The sequence below is a fragment of the Barrientosiimonas endolithica genome (assembly GCF_030296655.1).
Lineage (GTDB): Bacteria > Actinomycetota > Actinomycetes > Actinomycetales > Dermatophilaceae > Barrientosiimonas > Barrientosiimonas humi.
Window position 1 is genome coordinate 2,970,436 of the sequence record NZ_AP027735.1, and the last position, 26,748, is coordinate 2,997,183.

The window sequence follows — 26,748 nt, forward strand, 5'->3', positions numbered from 1 at the left end:
CCGTCCCGTGGTGGCCGGTCGGGACCGTGGCGTCATGACGAAGACAACGCTGGAGAAGAGAACGCTCGACCCGTCGCTCTGCCTGCTGGCCGGTGAACGGGCGGGGCTGTTCACGACGCAAGAGGCCTTGGCGCACGGGATGACGCCCACGCAGCTTCGACTGGCGGTGAAGCTGACCCTGTGTCGGCCCGTGGTTCGCGGCGTCTACAGCATCGGCCCGCCGCCCGGCTCGAGGGAAGGGCGGCTGGCGGAGCTGACGATGGCGATGCTGTTGATCTGCCCCACGGCCGCCGCGACAGGGAGGTCCGCTCTGGCGCTGCGCGGCATCCCGCTGTTCGGAGTGAATCACGAACGGGCGCAAGGTGTTTGGACCAACAGGAGCAGCCAGCACGCTACCGCGCACATGGTGGTCAGGCGCCCGCTGGTCGCGCCGGAGGTCGAGGAGCACGACGGGTGGTTGCTGACGTCTCTTGCCTGGAACCTCGTCGACCTCGCCAGGGACGCTGGGGTCGAGGCCGGAGTCGTATCGATGGACGCCGCCCTGCATCAGGGCCTCGTGCAGACGGACGACGTCCTGGACATCGTCGACCGCCTCGGGACCTCCCACCGGTTGGCGAGCGTGCAGCGCATGGTCGAGCTGAGCGACCCCAGGTCCGAGTCGGCCGGTGAGTCGAGGCTGCGCCTGGACCTGCTCGAAGGGGGCATCGAGGTCGAGCCGCAGTTCGAGATCCGCCTCGCCTCGGGGCAGCTCTTCCGCTCCGACTTCCGGGTCAAGGGCACCAAGGTGCTCATCGAGTTCGACGGGCTGGTGAAGTACGCCGGCGCGGACGGCCGCGATGTCCTCGCCCGGGAGAAGGCGCGCGAGGACGCGCTACGCGCGGAAGGCTGGGTGATCGTACGCGTCACCTGGGCGGATCTGGTCCACCCGCGCCAGCTCGTGGCGCGCATCAAGGCTGCGGTCGCCGCGACCCTGCAGGTCGCCGGGTGACCACCCCCACCCCTTCCGCGCATGAAACCGGGTTACGTGCATCTGACCTCAATTCATCAGGGTCATATGCACGTAACCCGGTTTCATGCGTTGGAAGCGGGTCAGCCGGGGTAGCCGTGCAGCTGGTTGTAGCGCACCGCGCCGGTGTAGCCGTCGACCATGCCCCAGACCCAGAAGCCGATCGCGAACGGGACTCCGATGAGGAAGAAGCTGAACAGCACGCCGACCAGGTAGCCCACGAGGATCCCGACACCCTTGCCCACCTCGCCGTTGATCATCGTCCCCACGCCGGGGAGGAAGAACGACACGATCAGGCTGAGCACCGGCTCCTTGCGCGGCATCATCGGCTGGCCGTACGCCGGCGGCACGTAGCCACCGGTCGGCTGGGCCGGGTAGCCGTACCCGCCCTGCGGCGGCACCTGGTAACCGCCGTACCCGCCCTGCGGCGGCACCTGGTAGCCGGCGTACCCGCCCTGCGGCGGTCCCGGGTAGGCACCGCCCTGAGGCTGCGGGCCCGGAGCCTGCTCCGGCGGCGGGTACGCCATCCCGCCCTGCTGCTCGTACGGCGCCGGGGACCCCTGGTCCGGGCCGTGCTCCGGCGGTCCTGCAGTCGACATGGCGTCCCCCTGGTCAGCGAGCGAGGCCGCGCTGGCGCGCGATCTCGTACAGCGTGACAGACGCGGCCACCCCGGCGTTGAGCGACTCGATGGCCGAGCTCATCGGGACGGACACGATCTGGTCGCAGGTCTCCGCGACCAGGCGCGACAGGCCCTTGCCCTCCGAGCCGACGACGATGACCAGCGGTTGGTCGGCGAGCGCGACCTCCGGCAGCAGCACGTCGCCGTCCATGTCGAGCCCCAGCACGAAGAAGCCGGCCTTGCGGAAGTCCTGCAGCGCGCGGGTCAGGTTGGTGGCCATGGCGACCGGGACGCGCGCGGCCGCGCCGGCCGAGGTCTTCCACGCCCCCGCCGTCATCCCGGCCGAGCGCCGCTCGGGCACCACGACCCCGTGACCGCCGAACGCGGCGACCGACCGCACGATGGCGCCGAGGTTGCGCGGGTCGGTGATGCCGTCGAGCGCGACGACGAGCGGGGTGCCCGGCGCCTCGGGGTCGACGAGGTCGGCGGGGTGGGCGTACTCGTACGGCGGCACCTGCAGCGCGATGCCCTGGTGCACGGCGCCGTCGCTGAGCCGGTCGAGCTCGGTGCGCTGCGCCTCGAGGATCGGGATGGCGCGGTCGGCCGCCGTCTTCAGCGCCTCGCGTACCCGGTCGTCGGAGTCGATGCGGCCGGCGACGTAGAGAGCCGAGGCGGGCACGGACGACCGCAGCGCCTCCACGACCGAGTTGCGTCCGGCGATGACCTCGGTCGAGGCCGCCTTGCCCCCGGCGCGCTTGCTCTCGCGCGCGGGCGCCGCCTTGCGCGGCTCGGCGGTCGACTCGGCCCGGCGGGCGGACTTGTAGGCCTTGTGGTTGGGGCGGTCGCCCGCCTTGGGCGTGGGGCCCTTGCCCTCGAGCCCACGGCGACGCTGGCCGCCGCTGCCGACGACGGCGCCCTTCTTGGACCCGGTCTTGCGCACAGCGCCGCGGCGCCGCGAGTTGCCAGCCATGTCAGGCCTTTCCGGCTTCGGGGTCGGTCTTCGTCAGGCTCCAACGCGCCCCGTCGGCGGTGTCTTCCAGGGCGACACCGGCCGCGGCGAGCTGGCCGCGGATGCGGTCGGCGGTGGCGAAGTCCTTGTCGGCGCGCGCCTGCTGACGCTGCTCGATCAGGCCCTCGACCAGCGCCCCGACCGTCTGGGCGGCCTGGTCCTCGCTCGTCGAGCGCCACTGCGGGTCGAGCGGGTCGATGCCCAGCACGCCGGTCATCCGCACGACCCGGGCGGCGGCGTCGCGCGCCCGGTCGAGGTCGCCGGCGTCGAGCGCGGTGTTGCCCTCGCGCACCGTCTCGAAGACCACGGCGAGCGCGCCGGACACGTTGAGGTCGTCGTCCATCGCGGCGCGGAAGGCGTCGGGGAACTCCTGCGCCGGCTCGACCTCACCGACGCGACCCAGGAAGCTCTCGATGCGCTCGACCGCCGCGGCGGCCTCGTCGAGCGAGCCCTGGCCGTACTCGATGGTCGAGCGGTAGTGCACGGCGCCGAGGTAGTAGCGCAGCACGAGCGGGCGGACGCGCTTGGTGAGCTCGGTGACGGTGAGGGTGTTGCCGAGCGACTTGCTCATCTTCTCGCCGCCGAGCGTGACCCACCCGTTGTGCATCCAGTAGCGCGCGAATCCCAGTCCGGCTGCACGCGACTGGGCCTGCTCGTTCTCGTGGTGGGGGAAGCGCAGGTCGATGCCGCCGCCGTGGATGTCGAAGGTGTCGCCGAGCCACCGCCGCGCCATCGCGGAGCACTCGAGATGCCATCCCGGCCGGCCCCGGCCGTACGGCGTGGGCCAGCTGGCCGACTCGGGCTCGCCGGCCTTGTGCCCCTTCCACAGCGCGAAGTCGCGCGGGTCCTTCTTGCCCCGCGGGTCGGCGTCCCCGGCCGGCTCCATGTCGTCGATGGACTGCCGGGTGAGCGAGCCGTAGTCGGGCCAGGACTTCACGTCGAAGTAGACGTCACCGCTGTCGTCGTCGGCGGAGTAGGCGTGCCCCTTCTCGACGAGGGTGTCCATCAGCTCGACCATGTCGGTGATGTGCCCGGTCGCGCGCGGTTCGTACGTCGCCGGCAGCACCCCCAGCAGGTCCAGCGCCGCACGGGTCTCGCGCTCGAAGCGGTACGACCACGCGGCCCAGTCCTGGCCGGCCTCGGCGGACTTGGCAAGGATCTTGTCGTCGATGTCGGTCACGTTGCGCACCAGGCGCACGTCGTAGCCGTGGCCCTCGGTGAGCCAGCGGCGCAGGATGTCGAACGCGACGGTGAAGCGCACGTGCCCGATGTGCGGCGCGCCCTGGGTGGTGAGGCCGCAGATGTAGATGCCGACCTTGCCCTCATGCTGCGGCACGAAGTCGCGCAGCTCCCGGGTGGCGGTGTCGTAGATCTGCAGAGTCACGCTCGGTGAGTCTACTGATCCTGCGGGGGTGCCTGTGCCACGCCGGGGACACCGCCGAGCGGCCCGTTCAGCCGGCGGCCGGCATCGGGTGCCGGTGCCGCAGCCAGGCCCGCTCGGCCAGCGCCGACGCCACCGACGTCAGCAGGTAGATCCCACCGGCGAGGGGCATGACCAGCACCCCCACCAGCGACCCGAACGAGAGGTACGGCAGCAGCCGCTGGGTGCGCGCCATCGCCTCGGCCATCTCGGGCGAGGTGCCGTCAGGCAGAGCGGGCGCCACCGCGTGCGCCCGCGCGAACCGATAGCTCAGCCAGCACACCAGGAGCATCAGCGCGGCCAGCACGGCGAACACCGGCACGACGGTGAGACCGCCCTCGAGCAGGTGCACCCCGAGCGGCGCCCCGAGCAGCGAGTGCTGCAGCAGGCCGTTGGTCTGCCCGGCGACCACCGGCGAGGTGAAGATCCGGTAGATCGCGAGCAGGAACGGCAGCTGCACGAGCACGGGCAGGCACCCGGGCCGGCGCTCGATCGCTGCGAGGTGAGCATGGCGTACGAGCGGGTGCAGCAGGAGCCGCAGCAGCAGGGTCAGCGCGACGATGGCCGGGGCCGCGCCGAGCGGACCGGTGAGCGCGACGAGCGCGGCGTGCAGGGGCAGGACGAACGGGTCGAGCAGGGCAAGCACAGGAGCCTCCAGGCGAGTCGGGAGAAGGAGTCGCGGAGGCGTGCGCGATATCGCGCAGAAGCGTTGTCAGTGCAGCAGATTCACGCGCACGCCGGGAGGCGTCCCGGGGCGCGGGAGCGGGGCCGACCGGGCAGGTCGGGCCGTCGCAGGGGAACGTCGAGCACCTGCCAGTGCCGACGCCGCTGCTGGGTGAGCAGTCGTGGGCTCGTCTGCAGCGCGGGCACCACGAGGGCGATCCGCACGACCAGCGCCGACCCCAGCAGCGCGGTGGCCACGGGCAGCAGGAGCAGCAGCGTCGCGACGACGTGCTGATCGGCCCAGGTGCTCACGGGACCAGGTTAGCGAGCCGGGCTCAGTGGCCCCGGTCGATCCACTCCTGCCGGTGCGGCTTCTCGTCGCCGATGGTCGTGGAGTCGCCGTGGCCGGTGAGGACGGTGGTCTCCTCGGGCAGGGTCAGCAGCTTCTCGCTGATCGACACGATGATCGTGCCGAAGTCGCTGAACGAGCGGCCGGTGGCGCCGGGGCCGCCCTGGAAGAGCGTGTCGCCGGTCAGCAGCACGCCGAGGTCGGGCAGCAGGAAGCAGCACGAGCCGGGGCTGTGGCCGGGCGTGTGCAGCACCTCGATCGGCGTGCCCGCCACGTCGAGCCGCTGCCCGTCGGCGAGCTCCTGGTCGGGCGCCGCGGGCAGCACCCGGTCCCACAGCATCCGGTCGTCGGGGTGCAGGTAGGTCGGCGCCCCGGTGGCCTCGACGATCTCGGCCGCTGCGCCGATGTGGTCGTCGTGGGCGTGGGTGCACAGCACGGCCACGACCCGGCGGTCGCCCACGGCCTCGAGGATCGGGGCCGCGTCGTGCGCCGGGTCGACGATCACGCACTCGGCGTCGTCGCCGACGACCCACACGTTGTTGTCGACGTCCCAGGTGCCGCCGTCGAGGCTGAACGTGCCGGAGGTGACCACCGGCTCGATGCGCACCGCGGGCGTCTCGTCGCTGTCGGACATCACTGCTCTCCTCGATCATGACGACGGAGCGCAGCACGTCTCCGCCGTGCATCTTCTCGAACGCCGCCTCGACGTCGCCCAGCCCGATCCGCTCGGTGACGAACGCGTCGAGGTCGAACCTGCCCTGACGATAGAGGTCGACCAGCATCGGGAAGTCGCGGCTGGGCAGGCAGTCGCCGTACCAGCTCGACTTCAGCGCGCCGCCCCGCCCGAACACCTCGATGAGCGGCAGCTCGGGCACCTTCATCTCCGGGGTGGGCACGCCCACCAGGACCACCGTGCCGGCGAGATCCCTTGCGAAGAAAGCCTGTTCGTACGTCTCCGGCCGGCCGACCGCGTCGATCACCACGTCCGCGCCGAAGCCACCGGTGAGCTCGCGGATCTTCTCCACGGCGTCGTCCTGGGCGCTGTTGACGGTGTGCGTGGCGCCAAGCTCGCGGGCCTTCTCGAGCTTCCGGTCGTCGACGTCGACGGCGACGATCGTCGTGGCGCCCGCGATGCGTGCCCCGGCGATCGCCGCGTCGCCGACCCCGCCGCAGCCGATGACCGCGACCGAGTCGCCCCGGTCGACCTGGCCGGTGTTGACCGCCGCGCCGAACCCGGCCATCACGCCGCACCCGAGCAGCCCGACGGCGGCCGCCTCGGCGTCGGGGTCGACCTTGGTGCACTGCCCCGCCGCGACCAGCGTCTTCTCCGCGAAGGCGCCGATGCCCAGCGCGGGGCTGAGCTCGGTGCCGTCGGTGAGGGTCATCTTCTGGTCGGCGTTGTGCGTGTCGAAGCAGTACCACGGCTTGCCCTTGGCGCACGCGCGGCACTGACCGCACACCGCGCGCCAGTTGAGAATCACGAAGTCGCCGGGCGCGACCTCGGTGACGCCCTCGCCGACCGCCTCGACCGTGCCGGCGGCCTCGTGGCCGAGCAGGAACGGGAAGTCGTCGCTGATGCCGCCCACGCGGTAGTGCAGGTCGGTGTGGCACACCCCGCACGCCTCGACCGTCACCACCGCCTCGCCCGGCCCCGGGTCGGGCACCACGATGTCGACCAGCTCGACGGGCGCCCCCTTCTCGCGGGCGACGACTCCCTTGACGGTCTGCGGCACGGTGGCTCCTCGAGGTTCGCGAACAGGTGACAGGACCAGCCAACCCGAGGCCGGCGTACGTCGGCAACCGGGTGCGTGATTCGGCCACCCGACCCCGCCGTACGCCGGTGGCCGGCCGCGCGATCCGGTCACCGCCCGCGCCGCGACGCGGGATCAGCGGCCGGCGCGGGATCAGGCCCCGGCGGGATCCGTCGCCACGACCAGCGCCGTCGCTACCGCGGCGATGCCCTCGCCGCGGCCGGTGAGTCCGAGCCCGTCCGTGGTGGTGGCGGCGACCGAGACCGGCACCCCGCCGAGCGCCTCGGACAGCGCCTCCTGAGCCTCGACCCGGCGGCGGCCGAGCTTGGGCCGGTTGCCGATCACCTGCACCGCCACGTTGCCGATCGCAAAACCGTTGTCGGACAAGATTTTTCGAGCCTCGGCGAGCAGCCGCACGCCCAGCGCGCCGGCCAGCTCGGGGCGGCCGGTGCCGAAGTGCTGACCCAGGTCGCCGAGCCCGGCGGCGGAGAAGAGCGCGTCGCAGATCGCGTGGGCCGCGACGTCGCCGTCGGAGTGCCCCTCGATGCCGCGCTCCCCGGCCACTCCAGCCCCGCCAGGTGCAGCAGGCGGTCGTCGTCGGCGAACGGGTGCACGTCGACGCCGATCCCGGTGCGCGGCAAGCTCATCCGGCTAGTCAACCAGGGTCTGTGCGTGCGCCAGGTCGGCCTGGGTGGTGACCTTGACGGCCAGCGGGTCGCCGGGCACGACCAGGCAGCGGCCGCCCCAGCGCTCGACCAGGGCGGCGTCGTCGGTCGCCTGCTCGCCGAGGCCGTGGGCCGCCTCCAGCGCGGCCCGCCGGAACGCCTGCGGCGTCTGCACGGCGCGCAGCCCGGCGCGGTCGGGCGTGGCGGTCACGACGCCGTCGGCGTCGACCTGCTTGATGGTGTCGGCGACGGGCAGGCCGGGCACGACCGCGTCGAACCCGTCGCGCACCCCGGCCGCGACCCGCTCGAACAGCGCAGTCGGCGCGAGCGCGCGGGCCGCGTCGTGCACCAGGACCACGTCGACCTCCGGGCGCAGCGCGGCGAGCCCGCACCCCACCGAGTCGGTGCGCTCGGCCCCGCCGTCGACCAGCTGGACGTCCGGCAGGAGCGCGGCGAACTCCTCCCGGGCGGCCGCGGGGACCACCACGACGACCTGGGCGACGTCGGCGGCTGCCGACGCCCGGCGTACGGCGTGCACGACGAGCGCGTGACGGCCCACCTCGACGAGGGCCTTGGGGCGCCCGGCGCCCAGCCGGGTGCCGGACCCTGCCGCGACGACGACGACGCCCGTGACGGATGCGTCACGGGCGTCGCTGCGGGCGGTGGGCACGCTCAGGAGGCGAGCACCTCGTCGAGCGTGGCCTCGGCCTTGTCCTCGTTGGTGTGCTCGGCGAGCGCGAGCTCGGACACCAGGATCTGGCGGGCCTTGGCCAGCATGCGCTTCTCACCGGCGGACAGGCCGCGGTCCTGGTCACGGCGCCACAGGTCGCGCACGACCTCGGCCACCTTGATGACGTCGCCGGAGGCCAGCTTCTCGAGGTTGGCCTTGTAGCGGCGGGACCAGTTGGTCGGCTCCTCGGTGTAGTCGGCGCGCAGCACCTCGAACACCTTGTCGAGGCCCTCCTTGCCGACGACGTCGCGCACACCGACGAGGTCGCAGTTCTCGGCAGGGACCTCGATCGTCAGGTCGCCCTGGGCCACCTTGAGGACGAGGTACTTCTTGTCTTCCCCTTGATCTTGCGGACCTTGATCTCTTCGATGAGTGCGGCGCCGTGGTGCGGATACACGACGGTCTCGCCGACCTTGAATGTCATAGGTGATAAGCCCCTTTCGCGGGGTCCAGGATACCACGCGTGGCGGGGGCCACACACACGTTCTTGCAGGTCAGCGGCCTGCACGCACCCCGAGAGGCACTTGACAACCGGTTCCGATCCGTGCATCTCGCAGCCCTCCGCAGACCCGGTGGCCGACGCCCCACGAGCCGCTCCCCCGCGGCCGGTAGGCTGACGCGCGTGACGCGTCGACCTGTTCTCACCAGCCGCCCGGGCCGGGCGTTCGCCGGCACCGCCACGGTCGCCTCCGCCCTGATCCTCAGCGGCTGCGCCGGACTGTCGCAGCAGGCCACCTTCCTGGAGTACGACGCCGCCGACGGCGTCTCCGCGCAGGTCGGCTCGGTGCAGCTCACCGACGTGCTGCTCGTCAGCAGCGGACAGGGCGGCCCGGCCCGCCTGCTCGGCACGGCCTACAACCCCGGCAGCACGCCGGTGCAGATCGCGGTCGCGCCGGCCGGCGCCAGCTCGCCCTCGAACATCAACGTGACCGTCCCGCCGGGCAACACCGTGCGCTTCGACGGCCAGCCCTCGGGCAACAACACCGCGACGGCCGCCCCGGTCTCGCTCCCGAGCATCACCGCCGCCCCGGGTCGGACCACCTCGGTCACGTTCACCAGCGGCAGCGCCGGCACGGTCTCGGTGTCGGTCCCGGTGCTGCTGAACCAGTACCCCTACGGCACCGCGAGCGTCACCCACGCCCCGGCCGCCACCCCCACCGCCGAGAGCCCCGAGGGCGCAGAGGGCGGCGAGGGCTAGGCCGCCTCGGCGACGATGCCGGCAGACCGGAGCGCGCGACGGGCTGCCGGAGGAGGAGCTGAGGCAGGCGGGATCAGGCGGCCTCGAACTTGTAGCCGAGTCCGCGCACGGTGACGATGAACTGCGGGTTGCCCGGGTCGGGCTCGATCTTGGCGCGCAGCCGCTTCACGTGCACGTCGAGCGTCTTGGTGTCGCCGACGTAGTCGCTGCCCCACACGCGGTCGATCAGCTGCATCCGGGTCATCACCCGGCCGGCGTTGCGCAGCAGCATCTCGAGCAGCTCGAACTCCTTCAGCGGCAGCGCCACGGACTCGCCGTTGACGGCGACGGTGTGCCGCTCGACGTCCATCCGCACCGGGCCGCTCTCGAGCGTCGCGGGCAGCAGCTCCTCGTTGTCCTGGCCGCGGCGCAGCACCGCCTTGATGCGCGCCAGCAGCTCGCGGCTGGAGTAGGGCTTGGTGACGTAGTCGTCGGCGCCCAGCTCGAGCCCGACCACCTTGTCGACCTCGGTGTCCTTCGCGGTGAGCATGATGACCGGCACGTTGGAGCGCTGCCGCAGGTTGCGGCACACGTCGACGCCGGACATCCCGGGCAGCATCAGGTCGAGCAGCACCAGGTCGGCGCCCTGCCGGTCGAAGTCGGACAACGCGTCGGGGCCGGTCTCGGCGACCAGGACGTCGTACCCCTCCTTGCGCAGCAGATAGGACAGAGGGTCGGAGTAGGACTCCTCGTCCTCGACGACCAGGATGCGGGTCATGTGCGGTCCTTCCGGGTGCTGGGGCTGGCAGTCATCAGGTCCTCAGGGCGTACGTCCTCGCCCGGCTCGGCCGGCGCCTCGCGCTCGGGCACCGCGAGGGGGAGGCGGATGGTGAAGGTGGAGCCGGAGCCTTCCTCGCTCCACACCGACACCTCACCGCCGTGGTTGACGCACACGTGCTTGACGATCGCGAGGCCGAGGCCGGTGCCTCCGGTGGCCCGCGAGCGCGCGGTGTCGACGCGGTAGAACCGCTCGAAGATGCGGCCCTGCTCCTCCTGCGGGATGCCGCGGCCCTGGTCGGAGACGGCGATCTCGACGACCTCCTCGAGCGTGCGCACGGTGGCCACCACGCGGGTGCCGGCGTCGGAGTAGTTGACGGCGTTGGCGACCAGGTTGCGCACGGCCGTGGTGATCAGCTCGGGGTCGCCGTAGACCTGGGGCGGCACCGGCGGCAGCGCGTGCACGAGGGCGATGTCGCGGTCGTCGGCGACCAGCTGCACGTGGTCGAAGGCCTCGACGACGCAGGATCCGACGTCGACCAGCACCGGCTCGTGCAGGGTGTCGGCGACCTGCAGCCGGGACAGCTCGACGATCTCGCGCACCAGCCGCCCGAGCCGCTCGGTCTCGATCTGCATGCGGCCGGCGAAGCGGGCGACGGCCTCGGGGTCGTCCTTGGCGTCCTCGACCGCCTCGGCGAGCAGCGACAGCCCGCCGACCGGCGTCTTCAGCTCGTGGCTGACGTTGACGACGAAGTCGCGCCGGGTCTCCTCGACGCGGCGGGAGTGGGTGCGGTCCTCGATGAGCAGCAGCACCAGGTCGCCGTGCAGCGCGACAGCGCGCACACCGAGGGTGATGCGGCCGGTGCCGAGCGGGCCGCGCGGCAGCTCCAGCTCGACCTCGCGCACGACCCGGTCGCGGCGCACCTCGCGCACGAGGAAGCGCAGCTCGTCGTGCACCAGGCTCTGCCCGCGCACCAGGCCGAGCGCGGGCGCCGACGGCGACGAGCGCAGCACCGCGTCGGAGGAGTCGAGCACGATCGTGATGGAGCGCAGCGCGGTGATGACGTCGAGCGCGCCCGGGCGCAGCCCTTCCTCGCCGGCCGCAGCCTGGGGTGCGGCGCCGGCGCGAGCCGGCTCGGGCGTACGGCCGCGGCGGGTCAGCAGCACGGTCGCCGCAGCGCCGAGCGCGAGCCCCGCGAGCACGCACAGCAGCGGCACGACCAGATCGGACACGACCTCCAATGTACGGCCGTCGCGGGGCGCCTCCGACCACTCCCTGCCCCGTGCGGCCGGGGATGCCGACTGTTCACCTTTCGTCTTGCGGTCGTTCACGACTTGCTGAGAGGGTCACCGCGACGGTGCCCGGACAGGGCACCCACCCGTGTGTGCCCGCGACCTGAGCGGGCTTGCTGGGCCGCAGGCCCGAGGAGGATGTCCCCCCATGCGCGACGCGTTCCACGAGGATCTCGACCGCATCTCCGACGAGCTCGTGCAGATGACCGGCATGGTGCAGCAGGCCATGTCCCGCGCCACCACCGCGCTGCTGCAGGCCGACCTGAGCGTCGCCGAGAGCGTGATCGCCGGCGACGACGACATCGACGAGCTGCGCCGCAGCGTCGACGACAGCGCCGTCGACCTGCTCGCCCGCCAGCAGCCGGTTGCCACCGACCTGCGCATGGTCGTCACCGCGATGCACATGGCGTCCGACATCGAGCGGATGGGCGACCTGGCCCGGCACATCGCCAAGGCCGCGCGCCGCCGCTACCCCGAGAACGCCGTCCCCGAGCAGCTGCGCCCGGTGCTGTCGGAGATGGAGCGGGTCGCCGAGTCGCTGGTCGTCAAGACCGGCCAGGCGATCGCCAACAAGGACGTCCTGGCCGCCGCCGACCTGCAGCGCGAGGACGACAAGATGGACGAGCTGCACCGCCGGGTGTTCGCCATCCTGCTCGACCCCAGCTGGCAGGGCGGCACCGCCGGCGCCGTCGACGCGACGCTGCTGAGCCGCTACTTCGAGCGCTTCGGCGACCACGCGGTCGCCGTCGCCAACCGCATCGTCTACCTCGTGACCGGCAGCTACGGCTCGGTCGACGAGGGCGTGGTCACCGACCCGCAGGCGGTCTGAGCGACCGCTCCCCGCACGTCGAGCGCCCCCGGTCCGATGCGGACCGGGGCGCTGCCGTCGTACGTCCGCGCCGGCTCGCGCGGGTCAGCGGCCCTGCTTGGCCACGGCCTCGGCGGCCGCCTTCGCGGCCTCGGGGTCGAGGTACTCCCCGCCCTTGACGGTCGGCTGCAGCTGCTCGTCGAGGCGGTAGACCAGCGGCATGCCGGTGGGGATGTTGAGGCCGACGATGTCGTCGTCGGAGATGCCGTCGAGGTGCTTGACCAGGGCGCGCAGCGAGTTGCCGTGCGCCGCGACCAGCACGGTCTTGCCGTCGCGCAGGTCGGGGACGATCGCCGACTCCCAGTAGGGCAGGAAGCGCTCGATGACGTCCTTGAGGCACTCGGTGCGCGGCATTTCGTCGCCGAGGTCGGCGTAGCGCGGGTCGCCGGCCTCGCTGAACTCGCTGCCGGGCTCGATGGGCGGCGGCGGCACGTCGAACGAGCGGCGCCAGGTCATGAACTGCTCCTCGCCGAACTCCTCGAGCGTCTCCTTCTTGTTCTTGCCCTGCAGCGCGCCGTAGTGCCGCTCGTTGAGCCGCCAGTCGCGGCGCACCGGGATCCAGTGCCGGTCGCAGGTGTCGAGCGCGATGTTCGCGGTGGTGATCGCGCGGCGCAGCAGGCTGGTGTGCAGCACGTCGGGCTGCAGGTCGGCCTCACGGATCAGCTCACCGCCGCGGCGGGCCTCCTCGCGACCCTTCTCGGTCAGGCCGACGTCGACCCACCCGGTGAACAGGTTCTTGGCGTTCCACTCGGACTCACCGTGGCGCAGCAGGACAAGCGTGTAGGTCATGCGCCCATCCTAGGAAGAGGCGTCGTCCCCGTCTCGGGCGAGCACCTGCCGGAACGCCTCGAGGTTGCGGGTGGACTCGCCGCGCGAGATGCGCCAGTCCCACTCCTTCTGCATCGACGTGCGGAAGCCGATGAGCAGCAGGTCGTTGAACGGCTCGTCGCAGGCCGCGAGCAGCACCCCGAACAGCTGGTCCAGATAGGCCTCGGTCACCGCCTCGAGCGGCACCTCACCGACGACGAACACGTCGCCGAGCTTGTCGATGGCGTACGCCAGGCCGGGCAGGCGCAGGTTGCGCAGCAGCAGGTGGCGGTAGAACGCGTCGTGGTTCTCGTCGGGGGCGCGGATCACGAACGCCGACACCGACATCCCGCGCTCGCGCAGGATCAGCGAGACGACCGTCTTGAGCTTCTTCTCGCCGGGGAGCGTGACGGCGTACTCGCCGTCTGCGACGCCCGGCTCCCACTCGATCTCGGCGTCGGCGAGCGCCGACTCCAGCACTCGGGTGGCTTCGTCGAGGGTCATGGGATCACCGCCGTGGGTACGCCCGCGAGGGGCTGGTCGTGGGGCGCCTGCTCGCCCTGGCGGCAGGCCGTGCGATACAGCTCCAGCAGCTGGTCGGCCGTGCGGTCCCAGCCGAAGTCCTGCGCGTGGCGCAGAGCCCGCTCGCCCAGCTCGCGGCGCGCCTCGGGGTCGTCCAGCAGCGCCCCGAGCGTCTCGGCCCAGACCCTCGGGTCGTGGCCGTCGACCAGCACGCCGCCGTCGCCGACCGCCGTGGGCAGGCCGCCGACCCGGGCCGCGACCGTGGGGGTGGCGCAGCCGGCCGCCTCGACCGCGACCAGCCCGAACGACTCGCTGAAGGAGGGGACCGCGAGCAGGTCGGCCGCGCGGTACCACTGGGCCAGGGTGGGCCGGTCGACCGGCGGGAGCAGGCGTACGACCTCGTCGAGACCGAGCTCGCTCACCAGGTCGGAGAGCCAGGTCGGATGGCGCAGCCCCGAGCCGCTGGGCGCGCCCAGCACGGCGACCACCAGGCGACGGTCGGGGCGCGCGGCGCGCAGCCGGGAGGCCGCCCGCACGAGCACGTCGGGGCCCTTCAGCGGCTGGATGCGACCGACGAACAGCAGCACGTCCTCGTCGTCGCCGAGCCCGAGCTCGGCGCGAGCCGCGGCGCGGTCGCCGGGGGTGAACGTGGCCAGGTCGACCCCGGGGCTGACGACGTGGACGCGGTCGGGGTCGGCGGCGTACAGGTCGATCAGCTCGCGCCGCTCGCTCGCGGTGTTGGCGACCAGCCAGCTGGCCGCGCGCACGACCTGCTCCTCGCCGATCTCGCGGCCGGGCGGCTCGGGCGAGTCGTCGGCGGCGAGCTGGGCGTTCTTGACCCGGGCCATCGTGTGCATGGAGTGCACGATCGGGAGCCGCCACCGGTCGGCGACCAGCCAGGCCACCTGCCCGGAGAGCCAGTAGTGGGAGTGCACCAGGTCGAAGTAGCCCTCGGGCAGACCGGCCAGCACCCGCATCACCCCGGCGGTGAAGGCGCACAGCTGACCGGGCAGGTCGTCCTTGCCGAGACCCTCGTAGGGGCCGGCGTCGACGAAGCGCACCCGCACGCCGGGCGCGGCCTCGACGAGGTCGGGCTGGGCGGCGGTGGTGCGGCGGGTGAAGATCTCGACCTCGATGCCGCGACGGCCGAGCTCGCGGGCGGACTCCAGGACGTAGACGTTCATGCCGCCCGCGTCGCCCTGGCCGGGCTGCTCCAGGGGCGAGGTGTGCACGCTGATCATCGCGACCCGCTGCACGGGGCAGCCCCCGGTGGGGTCCGGCCGCGTCCCGCGGTCGTCCGCAGCGTCGGTGGAGCTCACGACTTCGAGTCTCGCACGGGCCGCAGATAGCCTCGCGCGGTGACCAGCAGGCGGCCCGTCGGTGTCATCACGCGAGGGACCACCAACCCCAACCGGCTGCGCCGCTGCGACCGCTGGCTCGTCGCGACCCAGGCGCACCGGCTGCGCGGGGCGGCCCGGTCACCGGTGGTGGTCGACCTGGGTTACGGCGCCTCGCCCGTCACCGTGCTGGAGCTCGCCCGGCGCCTGCAGCCGGTGCGCCCCGACGTCGAGGTGGTCGGCATCGAGATCTCCCCGAACGGGTCGCCGCGGGAGAACCGTTGGCGCGCAAGGGAGTTGGCTTCCGGCTCGGCGGGTTCGAGGTGCCGCTCGACGGGCGTGACGCGCAGCTGATCCGGGCGTTCAACGTGCTCCGGCAGTACGACGAGGGCGAGGTCGGCGCCGCGTGGGAGCGGTTGCGCGGCCGGCTGGCACCCGGCGGGCTACTGGTCGACGGCACCTGCGACGAGCTCGGCCGGATCGCCTCGTGGGTCGCGCTCGAGCGCTCCGGGCCGGTGTCGCTCACGGTGTCGCTGCACCTGGGCTCGCTCGCCGACCCTGCGGTCGTGGCCGAGCGGCTGCCGAAGGCACTCATCCACCGCAACGTCCCGGGCGAGCGGGTGCACCACCTGGTCTCCGACCTCTCCGGTGCGTGGCGACGCACGAGCCCGTTGATGGCGTACGGCCCGCGGCAGCGCTTCCTCGCAACGGTCGAGGCGCTGCGCGAGCAGGGCTGGCCGGTGCTGCACGGCCCCCGCCGCTGGCGGCTCGGCGAGGTCACCGTGGCCTGGGAGGCCGTGGCCCCCGCGCCCTACCCGGCATGAAACCGGGTTACGGCCGTTTGACCCTGATGCATTGGGGTCGAACGACCGAAACCCGGTTTCATGCGGGGCTGGGTGGGGTCGTACGCCCGGTCAGGCGGACCCGGTCAGGCGGACCCGGGCGGGCGTGGCCGGTCAGGCGTCGCCGGGGGCGGCCAGGAAGACGCGCGGGCGGGCGGCGTCGGAGGCCGAGCCCGCCTCGGCGGGGGCGGCCGCTCGCACGTGCGCCCGGTCGCCCGCCTCCAGGAAGCACCCCTGGCCGGGGGCGACGCGCACGGTGGCCTGCGGCCCGACGACCTCGACGGGGGCGTCGAGCGCGAACAGGATGCGCGGCCGTCCGTCGGCCGGGACCGGCAGCGGGTCGGCCGCCACGGGGGCGGTGCGCAGCATGAAGTACGGCGTGCTCGCGGGGAAGCAGGTCCAGCCCTCGTCGAGCACCCCGCGCTCGGGCTCGATCTGCCGGTCGAGGTCGGCGATGCGCAGCAGCTCGTCGACGTCGATGTGCTTGGGGTCAGGCCGGCCCGCACGACGTTGTCGGAGTTGGCGAGGATCTCGACCACCACCCCACGCACGCCGGCGTGCAGCACGCCCGCGTCGACGAAGGCGTAGTCGCCCGGCCGCAGCACGACGTGCCGCATGACCAGCAGCACCACGAGCCCGATGTCGCGCGGGTGCTGCTCGGCGATCCGCACGACGGCGTCGAGCGCCGGCTCGGCGGGCGCCAGCGGGCGGCACGCCTCGACCACCGCGTCGGCCAGCTCGGCCTGCTCGTCGGACGACAGGTGCAGCAGGGTGGCGAGCAGCGCGCGCGCCGGCTCGGGAGCCTCGGTGGCCGCCGCGACGTGGCCGGTGAGCGCCTCGACGTCGAGCAGCTCGGCGAGCGCTCGGGTGTCGTCGAACGGTCGCAGACCGGCGAAGACCTCGAAGTCGGTGAGGGCGTACCACGCCTCGGGCTTGGCCCAGCCGTCGCCGTAGGTGCCGGCGGGGGCGCTGGCCGCCTCCTCGACGCTGGGGTGGGCCTGGATCGACAGCGCCTGCACGGGCGCGAGGACCTTGAGCAGGAACGGCAGCCGCCCCCGAAGCGCGCGGCGAGGTCGCCGAGCACCCGCTGCGGGTCGGCCGCGACGAGCCCGTCGAGGTGGCCCTGCGCCCCGTCGCCGAGGACCCGGCTCGGCGCCGCCTCGTGCGCGCCGAGCCACAGCTCGGCCTCCGGCTCAGGGGTCGGCACGGCACGCCCGGTCATCCGGGCGATCACCTCGTGGGACCCCCAGGCGTAGTGCTGGATGTGCCCCTCCAGGAGCTGCACGTCGTCTCTCCCCCGCTGCCCTCAGCCCAGAAACTCGCCGACCAGCGACCGTACGCGATCGCGGTGCTGCCACATGATGCCGCCCGGGGGCAGCACCTCGAGCCGGCAGTCCGGGATCAGGTCGGCGATCTGCTCGGCCACCGGGACCGGGTGGGCGGGGTCGCGCTCCTGCGCCAGCACGAGCACCGGCGCGGTCACCGCGCGCAGCGCGGCCCGGTCGGTCATGGCGGTCTCCTGCGGGATCGTCCGCAGCGCCCGGCGTACGTCCGTGGCCACCACGACCTCGGCCTGTCGCCGGCACCACGCGCGCACGTCGGTGCGGGCCCGCACCTGCGCCGGCTGCTCCTCGAGCAGCAGCTGCATGACCCCTTCGACGTCGCGCTCCTCGGCGAGCTCGGCCATGCGCAGCAGCCGCTCGCGCGCCTCGTCGCGGCGCGGGGTGTCGAGCACGGCCGGGATCACCAGCACCATGCGCTCGAAGCGGGCCGGGTCGTCCTGCAGCAGCCGGCAGATCGCCCCGGCGCCCATGCTCACCCCGAGCGCGCGGGTGGCCCCGGTGCGGCGGGCGACGGCGTCGAGCTCGCCGGCGAGCGCCGCGTAGGTCCACGGCGTCTCGGGCGAGGATGAGGCCCCGTGGCCGCGGAAGTGGAAGAAGACCTTGCTGCCCGGCACTCCCCCGCCGAACGGCCGGGTCGTGTCGATGGTCCCGCTCAGCCCGTGCGCGAAAACCGTGACCGGAGAACCGGATCCGGTGATGGCGTACTCGATCGCGCCGTCTGCCGTCGGCAACATCGACGTGATGCGGGAGGCGGTGGGCAGCGGCATGCTCACCAGGGGCCGTAGGGCCCGTTGTTGCGGCCGCCCCCGACCATGCGCTGCACGGCCGGCCGCACGTCGGCGAGGTAGACCGAGGCGCCGACGACGGCGAGCAGGCTGAAGATGTTGAGCGGGTTGGTCACGGTGATGAAGCCGATAGCGGCGCTGGCGCCGGTGATGCCGCACCAGGCGGGCTTGTTGAGCTTGCCGGCCGCGGTGTAGGCGTCGGCGCGGTGGCGCAGGGAGTCGACGAAGGCGAACACCTCGAGGGCCAGCACGGCCACTCCGAGCAGGAGGGCGATCGCGTTCTGCACCTGGAACACCGAATCCATACCGAGGAGCCTAGACGTCGACCAGCACGGTGAACGGGCCGTCTCCCACGAGCTCGACCTGCATCATCGCGCCGAACCGGCCGGTGGCCACCTCGAGGCCGCGGCCGCGCAGCGCCTCGACCACCGCGTCGACGAGCGGTTCGGCGACCGGGCCGGGCGCCGCGGCCGACCACGAGGGCCGCCGCCCCTTGCGGGTGGCGCCGTAGAGCGTGAACTGGGAGACCACCAGCACCGGGGCGCCGGCGTCGAGCAGCGACTCCTCGTCGCGCAGGATGCGCAGCTCGGCGATCTTGCGGGCCATCGCCTCGACCTGCTCGGGTCCGTCGTCGTGGGTCGCGGCCACCAGGGCGACCAGGCCCGGGCGGTCGATGCGGCCGACGACCTCGTCCTCGACCGTGACCGCCGCGCGGGTGACGCGCTGCAGGACCGCCCGCATCAGATCCCTCGCACGACGACCCGGCCGACCGGCTCGCCGTGGCCGAGCACCGGCACGTCCCCGACGCGGTCGAGCACCGGCTGGTCGACACCGGCCGTGCGCAGCAGCTGCGCCATGATCGGCGCGCGGGCGCGCTGCCCGCCGTCGACCACCTTGACCGCGAAGCCGCGGCCGTCGGCGAGCCCGACGGCGTAGACCGCCTCGGCGCCGTCCTTGGCGACGAGGCCGCCCACCCCGGCGATCAGCTCGGTGACGTCGCGCCCGTCTCCGCCGAGCATGCGCGGGTGGGCACCGATCGCGTCGCGGACCCGCGCCTCGGGGGTGCCGGGCGCGGCGGCGGCGATGCGCCCGAAGCAGCGCGCGAGCCCGGCCACGCTGATCGCCATGACCGGGGCGCCGCAGCCGTCGACGCCGACCGCCCCGACCGGTTCGCCGGCGAGATCGGCGAGCGCGACGGCGATCGCCTGCTGCAGCGGGTGCTCGGCCTCGCGGTAGGTCGCGGTGTCCCAGCCGGCCGCGACGCAGGTGGCGAGCATGGCCGCGTGCTTGCCCGAGCAGTTCTGGGTGATCGACTCCTTGTCGTGGCCGGAGCGGATCCAAGACAGCCGCGCCTGCTCGCCGTACGGCAGGTCGGGCGTGTTCTGCAGGGTCGCCACGGGCAGGCCCGCACCGGCCAGGATGCGCTGCACCCCGTCGAGGTGGATCTGCTCGCCGGAGTGGCTGGCGCAGGCCAGCGCCAGCAGGTCCGGCGGCAGGTCGAGCCCGGAGCGCAGCATCCCGATCGCCTGCATCGGCTTGTTGGACGAGCGCGGGAAGTGCGGGGCGTCGACGTCGCCGAAGCGGCGGGTCACGGCGCCGTCGGCCGCCACCTCGACGGCGATCGCCCGGTGCACGGACTCGACGAATCCGGACCGCTCGACGTGGGCCAGCACGGGCGCCTCGGACAGCGCGGAGATGGGGTCGCTCACGCGGATCAGGCTAGCCAGACGCGCCGGAGCCCCCGGCCAGCGGCTGGTCGGGGGCTCCGGGTGCGGGCGAGCGGTCAGCGGTCGTTGCGACCGTCCTTCTCGCCGGTGATGGCGTCCTTCACCTTGTCGAAGAAGCCCTTGCGCTCACCGTCGTTCGCGTCGCCGCGGTCGGCGTCGCCGACGGTGCCGTCGCCCGGGGTCCGCTCGACGCGACCGGCGTCGCGGTCGGTGCCGAGACCGGCCGACTCGTCCAGCGGCGAACCGCTGCTCGGGCTGCCGTACGTCCCCGCGCCCGGTGCGCCGGACGCGTCGGCGGTGCTGTGCTCACCCGGGCGGTCGAACGTGTCGCCGGCACCGGTGCCGCTGGTGCCGGGACGGTCGTAGGAGCCGGCGCCGGGAGCACCGGCCGAGCCGATGTCGCCGGAGCGGTCGTACGACCCCGCACCGGGCGAGCTCGGCGCACCTGCGTCACCCGGGCGGTCGAACGTCGACGGCTGGGTGGGCGGCACGCCGGGAGCACCCGGGTGGCCGGTCGTCGGCTGCACGTCGGGCTCCGGCGCGTCAGGACGGCCGGGGGTCGGCGGGACCTCGGGCGTGCCCGGCTGGGGCGGGACGCCCGGCTGACCGGGCTGCCCCGGCTGACCCGGCACCGGTGGTACGTCCGGCGTGCCGGGGTGCCCGGCGTGCCCTGCTGCGTCTCGGGCAGGCCCGGCTCGGACTGGGTGCCGGTGCGCGGCGTCGTCTCGCGGCCGAAGCCGGAGTCGCGATCGGTGCCGAACGCGCCGGTCTGGTCGCTGTGCTGGCGGTCGCCGAAGCCGGAGTCACGGTCACCGCCCAGGCCGCGGTCGCGGTCGCCGAAGCCGGAGTCACGGTCGCCGCCCAGGCCGCGGTCACGGTCACCGCCGAGGCCGCTGTCCTGGTCGCGGACCGGGTCGAGACCCGTCGCGGTCTCACCGCGGCCGGTGCCGGCGGCGGTGGTGAAGCCCGTGTCGCCCTCACGGCCACCGGTCAGGCCGGTGTCGCGGTCGCCGCCGAGGCCGGTGACGCCGCCACCGACACCCGCGTCGCGGTCACGGTCACCGAAGCCGCCCTCGCGGTCACCGGTCAGGCCGGTGTCGCGGTCGCGCTCGGCGCTCAGGCCACCGTCACGGTCACGGTCGCCGAAGCCACCGTCGCGGTCACGGTCGTTGTCCCGACCCAGGCCGGTGCCGGCGGCACCGGCAGCGCCGGCCACACCCGTACCGGCTGCCCCGGCCACACCGGCGTCGCGCACGTTGTCGTCGCGCACGCCGTCGCCGCGCAGACCGGCGTCGCGGCCGGTGCCGTCGCCGAGCTGCCCGTCACCGCGCTGGCCGTCGCCACGCTGGCCGACACCGCCACCCGCGGCGGGCGGCTGCAGGCCGTAGTGGGAGTAGAGCTGCTGCTCCTGCTCGACGTCGAGGTGCTGGTCGGCGTCGACGCGCGGCGCGTCCTTGACCTGATCCTTGGTGAACGACAGCTGCACGTCCGTGCCGGAGAGCTCGGCGCCCTGCAGCGGCACGAACGACTCGGACGTGCCGAACAGGCCGGTGTTGACGGTGATCCAGGCGGGCTGCCCGGTCTGGTCGTCGAGGTAGACCTCGCCGATGGTGCCGATCCGGTCGCCGTTGCGGTCGACAGCGGTGCCGCCGCGGATGGCTTGGACGTTCTCGTTCGTGATCACGGTGTAGTCCCTTCGATCGTCGGATTCACGGTCGGGAGGAAGACCTCCGTCCTGCTTTCCACCCGACCATCGCGGCCTTGCTGGCCTGTTCACCCTAAGGGATATCAATCCGCGAAATCTGGGGACGCGAACGACGACGGCGCGCCCCCTTCGCGGGGACGCGCCGTCATCGGGGTGAAGCGGGTCAGGCCTTCTTGGCCGTGCTCGCCGTGGTCTTGCTGGCCGAGCTCTTGCGCGCGGGGGCCTTCTTGGCGGTGCGCTTGGCCGGCGACTTCTTCGCGGTGCGCTTGGCCGGAGCCTTCTTGGCGGGCTTGGCGGGCTTGGCGTCGACCGCGCCGTAGCGGGCGGCCGACGAGCGCACCTCGGTGCGGGCCTCGTCGCCGAGCTTGCCGGCCTCGGCGCCGAACTTGCCGGCCGCGGACTGCGCGGAGTCGGCGACGGCCTCGACCTGCTTGGCGGCCTCCTTGCGACCGGCCAGCACGGCCTTGGTCGCGAGGTCCTGACCGTCCTCGGCGGCCTTGCGGACGCCGGCGACGGTGGCCTTGCCCTGACCGACGACCTGCTGGGTCTGCTCCTGGTTCCACAGCGCGGCCACGACGTCGGCGCCGCGCTTGCTGAGGCCGACGTAGGACTCCTCGGCCTGGGCGACGGTCGCCTTGCGCTGGGTCTCCAGCTGCTTCGGCAGCGCCTGGACCTGCTCGACGGTCTCGTTGGCAGCCTGCTGGGCCTTGCCGGCCAGCGCCTGCGGCTTGAGCTGGGCGCGCAGCTCGGCGGCGCGCTTGCCGGCCTCGTCGGAGGCGGCGACGACGCGGGCGACGGCCAGGTCGGCTGCGCCGACGGCGGCGTAGAACGGGGTCGGGTCGGTCAGGGACTTCTTGAGGTTCTGCAGGGCGTTCATCGCCTGTTCCTTTCGGTGGTGAACCAAGGGTCGTGGACTTCGGTTACTCGCCGACGAACGACGCGTACACGTCGAGCAACGCCTTGCGCTGCTGTGCCGTCAGGCGGGGGTCTGCGTGGATGGCCGCGCGCACGTCGAGGGTGGACCCCTTGTCGTGGTCGGGCTCGAGGATGCCGGCGTGGACGTACAGCTGCTCGGCGGAGATCTGCAGGCCCTTGGCGATGGACTGCAGGATCTCGGCGCTGGGCTTCTTCAGGCCACGCTCGATCTGCGACAGGTACGGGTTGCTGATCCCGGTGCGCTCGGCCAGCTGCCGCAGGGACAGCTCGGCGGCCTGACGCTGCTCGCGCAGATAGCCGCCCAGGTCGGGCAGCTCCGGCACGGGGAGTCGCGAACTCATGCCCCCATTGTGCTTGCTGCAGTTAGCACTTTGCAAGCCGGAGGCAGCGTGAGCCGGGTCACACGACCCGGCGAGGGCGTACGTCGGGGTCGGGTCAGGGCTCGACGATCACCGTCTGCGCGGCGGCCACGTCGCCCACCTGCAGGTCGACGTCGGCCGGGGTGCTGCGCTTGACGAGCGCGAGGGCGATCGGACCGTCCTCGTGGTGGCGGGCGACCGAGGTGAGCTGACCGACCGGGCGCGGGTTGCCCGGCGCCATGACGTCGGTGCCGGGTTCGGGCAGCACGTGCCCCGAGCCGTCCAGGTGCAGGAAGACCAGGCGGCGCGGCGGGCGGCCGAGGTTGTGCACCCGCGCGACAGTCTCCTGCCCGCGGTAGCAGCCCTTGTGCAGGTGCACCGCCGTGCGCAGCAGGTCGAGCTCGTGCGGGATGGTGCGGTGGTCGGTGTCGACGCCCTGCCGGGGCCGCCACGCGGCGACCCGCTCGGCCTCGGCGGCCCAGGTGCCGGCGAGCCCCCGCTCCCCGACGTACGCCTGCAGCGCCTCGCGCGGCACGATCACCTCGCGCCAGCGCCGGCCCTGCGCCGGGTGCGGTCCCTCGCCGCTGTAGGAGGCGGTGTCGTCTCCGAGCTCGGGCCAGCGGTCGACCCAGACCGCGACGGCGGGCGCGTCGGCCTCGGTCCACTCGCGGTCGTCGACCTCGCCGACGACGGCGAACTCGGCGGTCACGTCACGCACCTCGACGCGCAGCATGAAGCGCATCGAGTCCAGCCACGCGGCCGCCGCCTCGGCCGTGCCGGGCTCGACGGTGATCCACACGGTCTCGCCGTCGTCGACCAGGTGCAGGTCGTGCTCGACGTGCCCCTTGGGGCTGAGGATCAGCGTCTCGGCCGAGCGCCGCGGCGGCAGGTCGGTGAGCCGGGCGGTGGTCAGCGAGTGCAGCCAGCTCAGCCGGTCGGGGCCGCTGACCTGCAGCACCCCGCGGTGCGACAGGTCGACCACGGCCTCGCCCGCGACCAGCCGGCGCTGCTCGCGCATCGGGTCGCCGTAGTGCGCCGCGACCGCCGCTTCGAGCCCCTCCCCGCGACCGCGCCGGGGCGGTCGAGCAGAGGCGAGCGAAGGTCGGGCACCGCTGGGGAAGTCACGACTCCAGCGTACGTCCGGCGGCGAAGACACGTTGCCGCCGCAGGTTCAACAGGGTCACCGCCGATCCGTGTCGTCGCCAACCCCCGACAACGCGGTGGGCACATCCGACTTCACAATCGCGAAACAGCGGCTCGAGGGGCTCGACCGGCGTGATGGCGCGACCTCGTCGACGGGCTCGGCGGCGGCCGACGCCTGGTCGCCGCTCCCGGGTCCCGCGCAGGCTGCGCACCTACACTGACCGCCATGCCCGATGACGACGCCGATGACCGCAGGCTGCGGCTGACCGACGACGCCGACGAGCCGACCGACGGGCGTGACGACGCCGAGGCGGACGAGCAAGGAGAGGGTCGCGCCGCTCGCGCCGGCGACGCGAGGGCAAGCGCCGCAACCCGCTGGTCGTCGCGCTGCTGGTGCTGTTGACCATGGCGCTCATCGTGGCCGTGGCGCTGGGCGGGTTCGCGCTCTACCTGACCAACAAGTTCGACAACAACGTCACCCGCAGCAGCCTGCTGCCCGACGGCGACCGCGCCACCCGCGCCGCGAGCGCCGGCAACGCGCAGAACATCCTGCTGCTCGGCTCCGACAGCCGCACCCAGGAGCTGCGCTCGGGCGCCCGCGCCGACGTCATCCAGCTGGTGCACGTGCCCAACGACCGCAAGTCGCTGCAGGTCATCCACTTCCCGCGCGACCTCTACGTCGACATCCCCGGCCGCGGGAAGAACAAGATCAACGCGGCGTACGCCTTCGGCGGCGCCCCCTGCTCGTCCAGACCCTCGAGCAGCTGCTCGGCGTGCGCATCGACAACGTCGCGGCCATCGGCTTCGACGGCTTCAAGGAGCTGACCAACACGGTCGGCGGCGTGCAGGTCAACGTCGACCAGCCCTCGACCAGCCAGGGCTACACCTTCACGCCCGGCACCATGCAGATGAACGGCGACCAGGCGCTGGCGTTCGTGCGCGAGCGCAAGCAGCTGGCCGGCGGCGACATCGACCGCGGCAAGCGGCAGCAGGCGTGGATGAAGGGTCTGATGAGCAAGACCCTCAACACCGGAACGCTCACCAACCCGGTCAAGCTGTCCGGGATGGTCGACGACGTGTCGCAGAACCTCGTGGTCGACGAGAGCTTCAGCACCGGCGACATGCGCAGCCTGGCGTTCAGCATGCGCGGGGTGCGGCAGGCCGACATCACGTTCATGACCGCGCCCTACTCCGGCTTCAGCTCGGTGCGCGGCATCGGCTCGATCGACGTCGTCGACGAGCCGCGCATGAAGCAGCTGGGTCAGGCGCTGCAGGAGGACACGATGACGACCCTGCCGGGGCAGATCACGAACCCGGGCTGACCGGCTCGGCCACGTCGACCACCAGCGGGTCGAGCGCGGCGACCAGGTCGTCGCGCTCGACGGTGATGCCGACGCCGTGCGCACCGCCGCCGAGCGAGATCGGCCCGCTCACCGACGCGTCGAGCACGACCGGCAGCGGGGTGCGGGTGCCGAACGGCGTGATCGTGCCGCGCACGAAGCCGGTCACCTCGCGCGCCTCGTCGGCCGACGGCATGGTCAGCCGGTTCACGCCGAGCGCGGATCGCAAACGGGGCCAAGCGATCTCGCGGTCGCCGGGCACCAGCACCAGCCGGTGGTCGTCGGCCGACAGGCGCACCACCATCGTCTTGAGCAGCTGCCGCGGCTCGACCCCGCGCGCGGCGGCGGCCTCCTCCAGCGAGCGCACCCGCCCGTGCCGGGTGACGGTGAACGGCAGCCCCGCCCGACGCGCTCCGGCGAACGCGCGCAGCTGCGCGTAGTCGCCCGCCCCCTCGGCGGCCAGCTGCTCCAGCGCCGCGGCGGTGTCGGGCACGAACGGACCGGTCTCGACGAGCGGGCCCAGCTCCTCGGGGAGCACCCAGCGCCCGTCGACGACCTCCTCGTCGGGCCAACGGATCTCGCCGTCCCAGACCACCTCGAAGAGGTGCTCGAACAGGCGGGTGGTGCCGTCGGCGTACGCGTGCGTCCCCAGCCCACGCAGCTCGGCTCCGGCGATGCCGAGCTCCTCCTCGAGCTCGCGTCGGGCGTTGTCGGCCGGATCCTCGCCGGCGCGCAGCACGCCGCCCGCGGCGGCGTCCCAGTGGCCGGGCGCCCAGTCCTTGGTGCGTGCGCGCTGGTGGACGTAGATCGCGCCGTCCGGCCGGCGTACGAACACCCCGGTGCCCGCGTGCGGCAGGTTGTCGGCGCGCATCACCGACCGGGGCGCGCTGCCCGCCGGTTCTCCCGCCTCGTCGACCAGCTGGACGGACTCCTCGGCGCTCATGGCGACCAGCCTACGAAGCAGCGGCGGCCGCCCCGGCCGTGGATACCATCGGGTCGTGCCGTTCGAACTGGACCCAGACCTGCCCCCGCACTCGCCCCGCTCGCCTGGCTCGTCGGGCGGTGGGAGGGCCGAGGTGTGCTCGGCTATCCCGGCGTCGACTCGGTGAACTTCGTGCAGGAGATCGAGTGCCGGCACGACAAGCAGCCGTTCCTGTCGTGGAGCGCGCGCATGTGGGAGGTCGGCGACGACGGCGAGCGGGGCAAGCCGCTCGCGACCGAGCTGGGCTTCTGGCGGCCGCTGCCCGACAACGAGGTCGAGCTGCTGCTCGCGCACCCGACCGGCGTGGTCGAGATGTACGTCGGCACCACCGAGCCGGCGAAGGCCCAGCTGCAGACCGACGCCGTCGTGCGCAGCCCGCAGGCCGAGGAGTACACCGCCGCCACCCGGCTCTACGGCTACGTGCACTCCAACCTGATGTGGGCGATGGACATGGCGGCCAAGGGCCAGCCGCTGCAGACGTACGCCTCCGCGGAGCTGCAGCGCGCCCAGTGAGCCGAGCACATGCTGGTCGAGTAGGCGCGAGGCGCCATGCTGGTCGAGTAGGCGCGAGGCGCTAGCCGAGCGACGTATC

Annotated in this window: 26 protein-coding genes and 8 pseudogenes; 7 read left to right on the forward strand and 27 right to left on the reverse strand. The window is 73.2% G+C overall.

Annotated features, from left to right (window positions below; translation table 11 throughout):
- Positions 1–34 precede the first annotated feature (34 nt).
- A complete protein-coding gene (locus QUE40_RS15065; protein WP_289231462.1) occupies positions 35–988 on the forward strand; it encodes a hypothetical protein in 954 nt (317 codons plus the stop codon).
- A 101-nt stretch (positions 989–1,089) separates the two neighbouring features.
- Here the strand turns inward: QUE40_RS15065 and QUE40_RS15070 are convergent, their stop codons facing one another.
- The 10 genes and pseudogenes from QUE40_RS15070 to QUE40_RS15115 form a co-directional block, all read right to left on the reverse strand.
- Positions 1,090–1,605, reverse strand: a complete 516-nt coding sequence (locus QUE40_RS15070; protein ID WP_289231463.1) for a hypothetical protein — start codon at positions 1,603–1,605, stop codon at positions 1,090–1,092.
- A gap of 13 nt (positions 1,606–1,618) precedes the next feature.
- A complete protein-coding gene (gene rlmB, locus QUE40_RS15075; protein ID WP_142006652.1) occupies positions 1,619–2,596 on the reverse strand; it encodes a 23S rRNA (guanosine(2251)-2'-O)-methyltransferase RlmB in 978 nt (325 codons plus the stop codon).
- Position 2,597: 1 nt separating this feature from the next.
- Complete coding sequence (gene cysS, locus QUE40_RS15080; protein ID WP_289231464.1) at positions 2,598–4,019, reverse strand: cysteine--tRNA ligase; 1,422 nt, start codon at positions 4,017–4,019, stop codon at positions 2,598–2,600.
- A 67-nt stretch (positions 4,020–4,086) separates the two neighbouring features.
- Entirely contained in the window at positions 4,087–4,701 is a 615-nt protein-coding gene (locus tag QUE40_RS15085; protein WP_289231465.1) for a membrane protein insertase YidC, read from the reverse strand.
- Positions 4,702–4,781: 80 nt separating this feature from the next.
- Positions 4,782–5,030, reverse strand: coding sequence for a DUF6412 domain-containing protein (locus QUE40_RS15090; RefSeq protein WP_289231466.1), 249 nt, complete (start codon positions 5,028–5,030; stop codon positions 4,782–4,784).
- A 23-nt stretch (positions 5,031–5,053) separates the two neighbouring features.
- The gene (locus tag QUE40_RS15095; protein WP_289231467.1) at positions 5,054–5,701 is read right to left on the reverse strand and encodes an MBL fold metallo-hydrolase; all 648 of its coding nucleotides are present in this window, start codon (positions 5,699–5,701) and stop codon (positions 5,054–5,056) included.
- A 13-nt stretch (positions 5,702–5,714) separates the two neighbouring features.
- Positions 5,715–6,800 (reverse strand): annotated as a pseudogene (locus QUE40_RS15100) (S-(hydroxymethyl)mycothiol dehydrogenase); the annotation flags it as partial.
- Positions 6,801–6,971: 171 nt separating this feature from the next.
- A pseudogene (gene ispF / locus QUE40_RS15105) lies at positions 6,972–7,465 on the reverse strand (2-C-methyl-D-erythritol 2,4-cyclodiphosphate synthase).
- 4 nt (positions 7,466–7,469) lie between these two features.
- On the reverse strand, positions 7,470–8,153 hold the full coding sequence (gene ispD / locus QUE40_RS15110; RefSeq protein ID WP_289231468.1) for a 2-C-methyl-D-erythritol 4-phosphate cytidylyltransferase: 684 nt from the start codon (positions 8,151–8,153) through the stop codon (positions 7,470–7,472).
- 2 nt (positions 8,154–8,155) lie between these two features.
- Positions 8,156–8,637, reverse strand: a pseudogene (locus tag QUE40_RS15115) (CarD family transcriptional regulator).
- 198 nt (positions 8,638–8,835) lie between these two features.
- Between QUE40_RS15115 and QUE40_RS15120 the strand changes: the two are divergent.
- Positions 8,836–9,411 (forward strand): hypothetical protein, encoded by a 576-nt coding sequence (locus QUE40_RS15120; protein WP_289231469.1) that lies wholly within the window; start codon positions 8,836–8,838, stop codon positions 9,409–9,411.
- A 73-nt stretch (positions 9,412–9,484) separates the two neighbouring features.
- Here QUE40_RS15120 and QUE40_RS15125 read toward each other — a convergent pair whose 3' ends face one another.
- Positions 9,485–10,168 carry a response regulator transcription factor gene (locus QUE40_RS15125; protein WP_142006672.1) on the reverse strand — a complete coding sequence of 228 codons (684 nt, stop codon included), beginning with the start codon at positions 10,166–10,168 and terminating at the stop codon, positions 9,485–9,487.
- Positions 10,165–11,400 carry a sensor histidine kinase gene (locus QUE40_RS15130; RefSeq protein WP_289231470.1) on the reverse strand — a complete coding sequence of 412 codons (1,236 nt, stop codon included), beginning with the start codon at positions 11,398–11,400 and terminating at the stop codon, positions 10,165–10,167. The genes QUE40_RS15125 and QUE40_RS15130 overlap by 4 nt, the downstream gene beginning before the upstream one ends.
- 208 nt (positions 11,401–11,608) lie before the next feature.
- On the opposite strand from QUE40_RS15130, the gene phoU reads away from it, so the two are divergent.
- A complete protein-coding gene (gene phoU / locus QUE40_RS15135) occupies positions 11,609–12,289 on the forward strand; it encodes a phosphate signaling complex protein PhoU (protein WP_142006676.1) in 681 nt (226 codons plus the stop codon).
- 84 nt (positions 12,290–12,373) lie between these two features.
- Here the strand turns inward: phoU and QUE40_RS15140 are convergent, their stop codons facing one another.
- The 3 genes from QUE40_RS15140 to mshA are packed head-to-tail and all read right to left on the reverse strand — an operon-like array spanning position 12,374 to position 14,898.
- Positions 12,374–13,117 (reverse strand): phosphoglyceromutase, encoded by a 744-nt coding sequence (locus QUE40_RS15140; RefSeq protein ID WP_142006678.1) that lies wholly within the window; start codon positions 13,115–13,117, stop codon positions 12,374–12,376.
- 9 nt (positions 13,118–13,126) lie between these two features.
- On the reverse strand, positions 13,127–13,639 hold the full coding sequence (locus tag QUE40_RS15145; protein ID WP_142006681.1) for a YbjN domain-containing protein: 513 nt from the start codon (positions 13,637–13,639) through the stop codon (positions 13,127–13,129).
- Positions 13,636–14,898, reverse strand: a complete 1,263-nt coding sequence (mshA, locus tag QUE40_RS15150) for a D-inositol-3-phosphate glycosyltransferase (protein ID WP_289233102.1) — start codon at positions 14,896–14,898, stop codon at positions 13,636–13,638. The genes QUE40_RS15145 and mshA overlap by 4 nt, the downstream gene beginning before the upstream one ends.
- A gap of 117 nt (positions 14,899–15,015) precedes the next feature.
- On the opposite strand from mshA, the pseudogene QUE40_RS15155 reads away from it, so the two are divergent.
- Positions 15,016–15,818, forward strand: a pseudogene (locus tag QUE40_RS15155) (class I SAM-dependent methyltransferase).
- 104 nt (positions 15,819–15,922) lie between these two features.
- Here QUE40_RS15155 and QUE40_RS15160 read toward each other — a convergent pair.
- From QUE40_RS15160 to ygfZ, 11 genes and pseudogenes are all read right to left on the reverse strand, one after another.
- Positions 15,923–16,855: a cupin domain-containing protein gene (locus QUE40_RS15160; RefSeq protein ID WP_433997011.1), complete on the reverse strand. Its 933-nt coding sequence runs from the start codon at positions 16,853–16,855 to the stop codon at positions 15,923–15,925.
- A gap of 80 nt (positions 16,856–16,935) precedes the next feature.
- Positions 16,936–17,121, reverse strand: a pseudogene (locus tag QUE40_RS19445) (type I phosphomannose isomerase catalytic subunit); the annotation flags it as partial.
- Positions 17,122–17,142: 21 nt separating this feature from the next.
- Positions 17,143–17,946 (reverse strand): alpha/beta fold hydrolase, encoded by an 804-nt coding sequence (locus QUE40_RS15165; RefSeq protein ID WP_289231472.1) that lies wholly within the window; start codon positions 17,944–17,946, stop codon positions 17,143–17,145.
- Positions 17,947–17,948: 2 nt separating this feature from the next.
- Entirely contained in the window at positions 17,949–18,269 is a 321-nt protein-coding gene (locus tag QUE40_RS15170) for a DUF2516 family protein (protein WP_142006690.1), read from the reverse strand.
- Positions 18,270–18,279: 10 nt separating this feature from the next.
- Complete coding sequence (gene dtd / locus QUE40_RS15175) at positions 18,280–18,705, reverse strand: D-aminoacyl-tRNA deacylase (protein ID WP_289231473.1); 426 nt, start codon at positions 18,703–18,705, stop codon at positions 18,280–18,282.
- Positions 18,705–19,673: an asparaginase gene (locus QUE40_RS15180; protein ID WP_289231474.1), complete on the reverse strand. Its 969-nt coding sequence runs from the start codon at positions 19,671–19,673 to the stop codon at positions 18,705–18,707. Before QUE40_RS15180 ends, dtd begins: the two co-directional genes overlap by 1 nt.
- Before the next feature lie 74 nt (positions 19,674–19,747).
- Positions 19,748–20,323 (reverse strand): hypothetical protein, encoded by a 576-nt coding sequence (locus tag QUE40_RS19875; protein WP_491018192.1) that lies wholly within the window; start codon positions 20,321–20,323, stop codon positions 19,748–19,750.
- An 845-nt stretch (positions 20,324–21,168) separates the two neighbouring features.
- Positions 21,169–21,468 (reverse strand): annotated as a pseudogene (locus tag QUE40_RS19880) (PRC-barrel domain-containing protein); the annotation flags it as partial.
- A gap of 91 nt (positions 21,469–21,559) precedes the next feature.
- Positions 21,560–22,273, reverse strand: coding sequence for a hypothetical protein (locus tag QUE40_RS15190; RefSeq protein ID WP_289231476.1), 714 nt, complete (start codon positions 22,271–22,273; stop codon positions 21,560–21,562).
- A gap of 43 nt (positions 22,274–22,316) precedes the next feature.
- On the reverse strand, positions 22,317–22,673 hold the full coding sequence (locus QUE40_RS15195) for a helix-turn-helix domain-containing protein (protein WP_142006696.1): 357 nt from the start codon (positions 22,671–22,673) through the stop codon (positions 22,317–22,319).
- A 94-nt stretch (positions 22,674–22,767) separates the two neighbouring features.
- Positions 22,768–23,816: pseudogene (ygfZ, locus tag QUE40_RS15200) on the reverse strand (CAF17-like 4Fe-4S cluster assembly/insertion protein YgfZ).
- Positions 23,817–24,060: 244 nt separating this feature from the next.
- Between ygfZ and QUE40_RS15205 the strand changes: the two are divergent.
- Both QUE40_RS15205 and QUE40_RS15210 read left to right on the forward strand, forming a co-directional pair.
- Positions 24,061–24,237 carry a hypothetical protein gene (locus QUE40_RS15205; protein WP_289231477.1) on the forward strand — a complete coding sequence of 59 codons (177 nt, stop codon included), beginning with the start codon at positions 24,061–24,063 and terminating at the stop codon, positions 24,235–24,237.
- Between the two features lie 2 nt (positions 24,238–24,239).
- Positions 24,240–25,156 (forward strand): annotated as a pseudogene (locus QUE40_RS15210) (LCP family protein).
- Here the strand turns inward: QUE40_RS15210 and QUE40_RS19450 are convergent.
- The gene (locus QUE40_RS19450) at positions 25,140–26,117 is read right to left on the reverse strand and encodes a YbaK/EbsC family protein (RefSeq protein ID WP_338070568.1); all 978 of its coding nucleotides are present in this window, start codon (positions 26,115–26,117) and stop codon (positions 25,140–25,142) included. The pseudogene QUE40_RS15210 and the gene QUE40_RS19450 sit on opposite strands and share 17 nt — an antisense overlap.
- Positions 26,118–26,252: 135 nt before the next feature.
- Here QUE40_RS19450 and QUE40_RS15225 point away from each other — a divergent pair, with 135 nt between their 5' ends.
- Positions 26,253–26,669 (forward strand): heme-binding beta-barrel domain-containing protein, encoded by a 417-nt coding sequence (locus QUE40_RS15225; protein ID WP_350226993.1) that lies wholly within the window; start codon positions 26,253–26,255, stop codon positions 26,667–26,669.
- Positions 26,670–26,748 lie beyond the last annotated feature (79 nt).